The sequence below is a fragment of the Sulfurospirillum sp. MES genome (assembly GCF_000789415.1).
Lineage (GTDB): Bacteria > Campylobacterota > Campylobacteria > Campylobacterales > Sulfurospirillaceae > Sulfurospirillum > Sulfurospirillum cavolei.
The window spans coordinates 55107-61806 of sequence record NZ_JSEC01000010.1; the positions used below are offsets into that span (position 1 = coordinate 55107).

Sequence of the window (6700 nt, forward strand, 5' to 3'; positions counted from 1 at the left end):
GATACGCTTGTCAAATGACGAAGCGGAATCAAAATTGCTTTTTAAAATTTTAATACATTGAATTCTTTCGAGAAAGGCTGATCGTGTTTAACGGAAAAAATATTCTTATCACGGGCGGAACAGGCAGTTTTGGCAAAAAATATACCGAGATTCTTTTAAAACATTACAAACCCAATAAAATCATTATCTACTCTAGAGATGAGCTCAAACAGTACGAGATGGCACAGCAATTTACCGACTCCTGCATGCGCTTTTTCATCGGCGACGTGCGCGATGTCGATCGTTTGAAAAACGCGATGTACGGTGTCAATTATGTCATTCATGCCGCAGCACTTAAGCATGTTCCTATTGCCGAATACAACCCGATGGAATGCATCAAAACCAACATCAATGGCGCGGGAAATGTCATCGATGCCGCTCTTGAATGCGGCGTTGAAAAAGTCATAGCACTCTCCACCGATAAAGCCGCTAACCCCATCAACCTTTACGGTGCGACTAAACTTGCGAGCGATAAACTCTTTATCGCCGCCAATAACATCAGAGGTGCGCGAAGAACCCAGTTTGCCGTTGTGCGTTATGGCAATGTTGTAGGAAGCCGCGGCTCCGTTGTGCCTCTGTTTAAAAAACTGATTGCCGAGGGTGTAAAAGAACTGCCCATCACCGAAGCGGAGATGACACGCTTTTGGATTACCTTGGAGCAAGGGGTCAACTTTGTCCTTAAAAACTTTGAGCGCATGCAAGGCGGCGAAATATTCATCCCTAAAATTGCTTCGATGAAGATGGTCGACCTTGCCAAAAGTATGGCACCGCAGTTGGGCGTGAAGATCATCGGTATTCGGCCGGGTGAGAAGATGCACGAAGTAATGGTGCCTAAAGATGATAGCCACTTAACGCTCGAGTTTCATGACCATTATGTCATTCAACCCAGCATTATTTTTACGCAACGCAATGACTTTACATGTAACGTGCTTGGAGAGAAAGGAACTCCCGTCAAATACGGCTTTGAGTACAGCTCAGAGACCAATACCCAGTGGCTAGACGCCAAAGGCTTACTGGAGATGATAAACGCATGATTCCCTATAGTAGACAAAGTATCGATCAAAGCGATATAGACGCGGTTGTTGAGACACTCAAAGGCGATTTTTTAACGGGTGGGAAAAAAGTGAGTGACTTTGAAGAGGCACTCGCACGCTACATCGGAGTCAAGCATGTCTGCGTGATGAACTCTGCCACGTCGGCGTTGCATGTTGCGTATCAGATCATCGGGCTTAAAGAGGGTGATGAAGTCATTACCACCCCATTGACCTTTTCCGCCACTTCTAACACCGCCATCCAATGCGGCGCGACCCCTGTATTTTGCGACATCCGTTACGATGGAAATATAGATGAGCGCAAACTAGAGGCGTTAATCACTCCTCGAACCAGAGTCATAGCACCAGTGGATTTTGGCGGAAATCCACTGCCTATTGACACCATCAAAGCACTGTGTGACAGACATAAACTCTTTCTTATCGAAGATGCCAGCCATGCGCTGGGCAGTGAAATCAATGGACAAAAAGTGGGAAATGTGGCAGACATGACCATCTTTAGTTTTCACGCGATTAAGCCCATCACCACCTTTGAAGGCGGAGCGATTGCTACGAACAATACCGCGTTTTACGAACAAGCCAAACTGCTTAGAAGTCACGGCATTGTCAAAAAAGAGCTGTGGAATTCGGACATGGTGATGCTAGGTGAAAACTACCGCCTAAGCGATGTAGCGTGCGCTCTTGGGCTTTCACAGCTTAAACGTTTGGAGAGTTTCATCGCCAAACGCAACGAGATCGCGCATTACTATGACGAGCGCTTTTTAAACAATCCTTTTTTTACGACGATTGCCATCGATCAAACCAAACGAAGCACCTACCATCTCTACCCTATTTTGCTGGATCGCTCGCTGTGGTGTTCCAAAGAAGAGATCTTCAAAGCGTTACATGTAAAGGGTTTAGGTGTACAAGTTCACTACAAACCGGTGTACCACTTTAGCTACTACCACGAGCGTTTTGGCGAACAACGTTTAGAGACCACCGAAGATTTTTACCGTGCAGAACTCTCCATTCCTTGTCATCAGGGCATGAGCATGGAAGAGGCAACCATGGTCGCCGATACCTTGCTTGAGACACTTGCTTCGATTAAAGGATGCCACCTATGAAACTTGCCATCATCCCAGCGCGAGGCGGCAGTAAGCGCATTCCTCGTAAAAACATTAAAACATTTTGTGGCAAACCGATGATCGCCTATAGCATTGAAGCCGCCCAAAAAAGTGGCTGTTTTGATAAGATCGTTGTGAGTACCGACGATGAAGAGATCGCCACATTTGCGCGCTCCCTTGGGGCTGATGTTCCCTTTATGCGCCCCAAAGAGCTCAGCGATGATCACACCGCGACCATCCCCGTTATCGCCCATGCGATCACGGCTAGCGTGGAAAACCTGAGCCAAATTGAAGCGGTCTGTTGCATCTATGCCACCGCTCCTTTTGTGCAACCAACTTACATTCAAGAAGCCTACCAAAAACTGCTTACATGTAAAGCGGCGTACTGCTTTAGCGCCACCAGTTTTCCTTTCCCCATTCAGCGTGCCATCAGGCTCACCAACGATGACCGTGTCGAGATGTTCTCACCTGAACACTTTAACACGAGAAGCCAAGACTTGGAAGAAGCGTACCACGATGCGGGTCAGTTTTACTGGGGAACACCTGAGGCATGGTTGGAAGGCAAAGTCATCTTTGCACCTCACTCTACCGCTGTTTTGTTACCGCGCCATTTGGTGCAAGACATCGACACGCCAGAAGATTGGATGAGAGCTGAGTTTATGTTTAAAGCACTTGGACTGCATGAAAACACTCATACGAGCTGACAGCTCAAGCACCATCGGGCTTGGGCATATCATGCGTGATTTGGTGCTTGCAAAAAGTTTTGAGGGTGAAGTCATTTTTGCCTGTCAAAACCTAGAGGGCAACATCATCGCCTCCATTCCCTACGATGTTAAAATTTTAAACTCAAACGATACAGACGAGCTTATAGCACTCATCAAAGCGTTACATGTAAATCTTTTGGTGATCGATCATTACGGTATAGATGCGCCATTTGAGCGAAAAGTCAAAGAGGCTACGGGGGTGAAAATCCTAAGCTTCGATGACACCTACCAAACGCACCACTGTGACATCTTACTCAACCACAATATTTCAGCCGACAAAAAACGCTACAAAGGTTTAGTGCCGCCACGGTGCGAGCTTCGTTGTGGGATTTTATACACGCTCATTCGCGATGAATTTAAAGATGAAAAAAAACAGACACGTGAGAAAATCTACGATGTTTTCATCGCCATGGGTGGAACGGACGCGTCTAACATCACTCTCGACATTTTAAAAATTCTTCCCAAATCTTTACATGTAAGCGTACTGACGACAAGTGCAAACGCTCATCTAAGCGAGCTTCAAAACTACGTCAAAGATAAACCCAACATTGCTTTACATGTAAACTCCAACGAAGTCGCTAAACTGCTTCATCAAAGTCGCCTTGCCATTGTGACACCGAGCGTCATGGTGCATGAGGTGCTTTTCATGGAAATGCCTTTTATCGCCGTTAAAGTGGCAAGCAATCAAGACGATATGTTTGCATATCTTCAAGCACAAGGATATACGGTGTTAGAAGCATTTAATGACACTTTATTGAAAAATGAAATTCAAAGGCTTTTCCAATGAAAATTGCCATTCTTACCTCACCGAATCAATGGTTTATCCCTTACGCACAAAAGCTTGAAACAACAATACAAGGCTCTAAGCTTTTTTTTGATCATCAAGCAATAGACGAAACCTATACACTTGTTTTTATTCTGAGTTACCACCGTATTATTGAAAAAAAATACTTACAACAACATCAGCACAACATTGTTATACACGCTTCCGCTTTACCTCAAGGCAAAGGATGGGCACCCATGTTTTGGCAAATACTGGAAGGTAAAAACGAGATTCCTTTTTCGATGTTTGAAGCTTCTGAAACAATGGATGATGGGGATATTTATATGCAAAAAGTTCTTCACTTAAATGGTTATGAGCTCAACGCTGAATTACGAAACAAGCAAGCTGAGTTTATTATACAAATGTGTTTCGAATTTTTAGAACACTATAAACTCTACAAAACTCCACATAAACAAAAGGGTGAATCCTCCGTCTATGCAAAACGAAGTGCTAAAGATAGCGAGTTGGATATTCACAAAACGATTCACGATCAATTCAATCTTCTGCGCATCGTAGATAATGAGTCATACCCCGCCTTTTTTGAGATTGAAGGGAATCGTTATATATTAAAAATAGAGAGAGCCGATGAAAATAGGAAACTTTGATTTAACAGGAACACAAACACTCATTATTGCCGAACTCTCAGCCAATCATGGACATAGCCTAGACATTGCAAAACAAACTATAAAAGCTGCTAAAAAAGCAGGTGCTGATGCCATAAAACTTCAGACCTACACCGCCGATACGTTGACACTTAACTGTGACAAAGAGGATTTTGTCGTCAAAGGCGGCACGCTTTGGGATAATAAAACACTCTATGAACTCTACAAAGAAGCCTACACCCCATGGGAGTGGCACAAAGAGCTTTTTGAGGTTGGTAAAGAAGAAGGACTCCTCTGTTTTTCAACGCCGTTTGATAAAAGTGCTGTGGATTTTTTAGAGACGCTGAACCCTCCTGCTTACAAAGTGGCAAGCTTCGAGGTGACCGATTATGAGCTCGTGCGCTACATCGCCTCCAAACACAAACCCATCATCATCTCCACAGGAATTGCGACGCTGGGTGAAATTGAAGATGTGGTAGCCATTTGCAAAAAAGAGGGAAATGACAACATTATTTTATTGCAATGTACCTCATCGTACCCTGCCCCACTTGAGGGCGCGAACCTTTTAACCATACCCGATCTTGCCAAACGTTTTGGCGTTATCGCTGGTTTTTCAGACCACACATTAGGCATCACCGCACCTATTACCGCAGTCGCACTGGGTGCTAAAGTCATCGAAAAGCATTTCATTTTAGATAAAAGCATCGGTGGTGCGGACGCCTCTTTTTCGCTCGATGAGGAAGCCTTTACCGCAATGGTTCACGCCGTTCGCGAGACGGAAAAACTGTTGGGTCAGCCCACCTACCATACCGATGAAAAAAGCATCAAAGGCAGACAGTTCTCGCGCAGTCTTTATGTCGCCAAAGAGATTGCCAAAGGTGAAGTGTTGAGCGAAGAAAATATCCGCTCTATTCGCCCAGGGTATGGACTCCATCCACGGTACTTCAAAGATGCTTTAGGCAAACGCGCCACAAAAGCGTTAAACTTTGGAGAAAGACTCTGTTGGGATAATTTTGAAAAATAAAATAATTAATTTCAAACTATACACACATAGTAAACTATTATTATTTCTTGGTACTATTGTTGCTTATACCATGACAATTCCACAAAAAGGTCATTAATGAAATCATACAAAACAGAACAAGAAAAATTTTGGGCAGGTGAATTTGGATCAAACTATATCGACCGTAATCAATCAAAGAATTTAATTGCCTCAAATATCGCTCTCTTTTCAAAAATTTTATCAATCAGCAATGGTATTTCTTCTATCATCGAATTTGGAGCAAACATAGGATTAAACTTACAGGCATTGCACGCTTTACTTCCAAATACCTCTTTGACTGCAGTTGAAATTAATGACACTGCTGTCACGATGCTAAAACAATTTGAATACATCAAAATATATCATGACTCTATTCTAGAAGCATCCATCAATGAACGTTATGATTTGACTTTAATCAAAGGTGTTCTAATACACATAAACCCTAATGAGCTTGAAATCGTCTACGAAAAGCTATACAACTTTTCAAACCGTTATATCTGTATCGTTGAATACTACAATCCAACTCCTGTTGAACTTTCATATAGAGGCCATGAAGACAAATTATTTAAACGAGATTTTGCAGGTGAATTAATGGATAAATACTCTGATTTAAAACTCATTGATTATGGCTTTGTCTATCACAGAGATGCCAACTTTCCACAAGATGACTGTACATGGTTTCTTCTGGAAAAAGGAAAATAAGTGGTAGATTTAGAATATCAAGCACTCACAACGTACCAAAAGAACTTGGGATATTTTGAAAAAAATCATTTTGAGCTTTTTCAGAAACTCTCTACATTAGAAATTGCTCTAAACTCTGGTCTCTATGCGGAAAATTACTCATTAGAGTACAAAAATGAAGGTTATTTTGATATACAAGAACTCTCAACAGGAAATTTTTTATATGGAGAAAATTCCAAGTTATTCAGTGAAAAACTCTTAGCAACAATTACCTATGATCGCACTGGCTCCGTATTCGAAGGACAGCAACGTTTTCCTATTCAGGAGGAGGAATTAGAAGAGATTGGCGATTTTAAAAACTTTCATAGTTCACTTTGGGCAACAGCCAAAATATTACATTTCAACGAAAAAATTGCACCCAAAGCATCTTCACAAATGCAAAAATTGTACAAGTTTATTTTTTTGGAAACAGGTTTGGGTCTGCATGTTCAAGAAATTATAAAAAAATATAACATATCCGCAGCTTTTATTTTTGAGAAAAATTTAGAAATCTTTAGACTTTCTTTATTTGTCACGAATTATGTAGAATTATCACTT

Annotated in this window: 7 protein-coding genes and 1 pseudogene; all 8 read left to right on the forward strand. The window is 42.1% G+C overall.

Annotated features, from left to right (window positions below):
* Window positions 1-83: 83 nt before the first annotated feature.
* Window positions 84-1073 carry a UDP-N-acetylglucosamine 4,6-dehydratase (inverting) gene (gene pseB / locus OA34_RS11145; RefSeq protein WP_039675351.1) on the forward strand — a complete coding sequence of 330 codons (990 nt, stop codon included), beginning with the start codon at window positions 84-86 and terminating at the stop codon, window positions 1071-1073.
* A complete protein-coding gene (gene pseC, locus OA34_RS11150; protein ID WP_039675353.1) occupies window positions 1070-2191 on the forward strand; it encodes a UDP-4-amino-4,6-dideoxy-N-acetyl-beta-L-altrosamine transaminase in 1122 nt (373 codons plus the stop codon). The genes pseB and pseC overlap by 4 nt, the downstream gene beginning before the upstream one ends.
* Window positions 2188-2895, forward strand: coding sequence for a pseudaminic acid cytidylyltransferase (gene pseF / locus OA34_RS11155; protein ID WP_039675355.1), 708 nt, complete (start codon window positions 2188-2190; stop codon window positions 2893-2895). Before pseC ends, pseF begins: the two co-directional genes overlap by 4 nt.
* A complete protein-coding gene (gene pseG / locus OA34_RS11160) occupies window positions 2873-3742 on the forward strand; it encodes a UDP-2,4-diacetamido-2,4,6-trideoxy-beta-L-altropyranose hydrolase (protein WP_039675357.1) in 870 nt (289 codons plus the stop codon). The genes pseF and pseG overlap by 23 nt, the downstream gene beginning before the upstream one ends.
* Window positions 3739-4383: a formyltransferase family protein gene (locus OA34_RS11165; protein WP_039675359.1), complete on the forward strand. Its 645-nt coding sequence runs from the start codon at window positions 3739-3741 to the stop codon at window positions 4381-4383. The genes pseG and OA34_RS11165 overlap by 4 nt, the downstream gene beginning before the upstream one ends.
* The gene (gene pseI / locus OA34_RS11170) at window positions 4364-5404 is read left to right on the forward strand and encodes a pseudaminic acid synthase (RefSeq protein WP_039675361.1); all 1041 of its coding nucleotides are present in this window, start codon (window positions 4364-4366) and stop codon (window positions 5402-5404) included. Before OA34_RS11165 ends, pseI begins: the two co-directional genes overlap by 20 nt.
* Before the next feature lie 96 nt (window positions 5405-5500).
* Entirely contained in the window at window positions 5501-6124 is a 624-nt protein-coding gene (locus tag OA34_RS11175; protein WP_039675363.1) for a pseudaminic acid biosynthesis-associated methylase, read from the forward strand.
* Window positions 6125-6700, forward strand: a pseudogene (locus tag OA34_RS11180) (hypothetical protein); the annotation flags it as partial.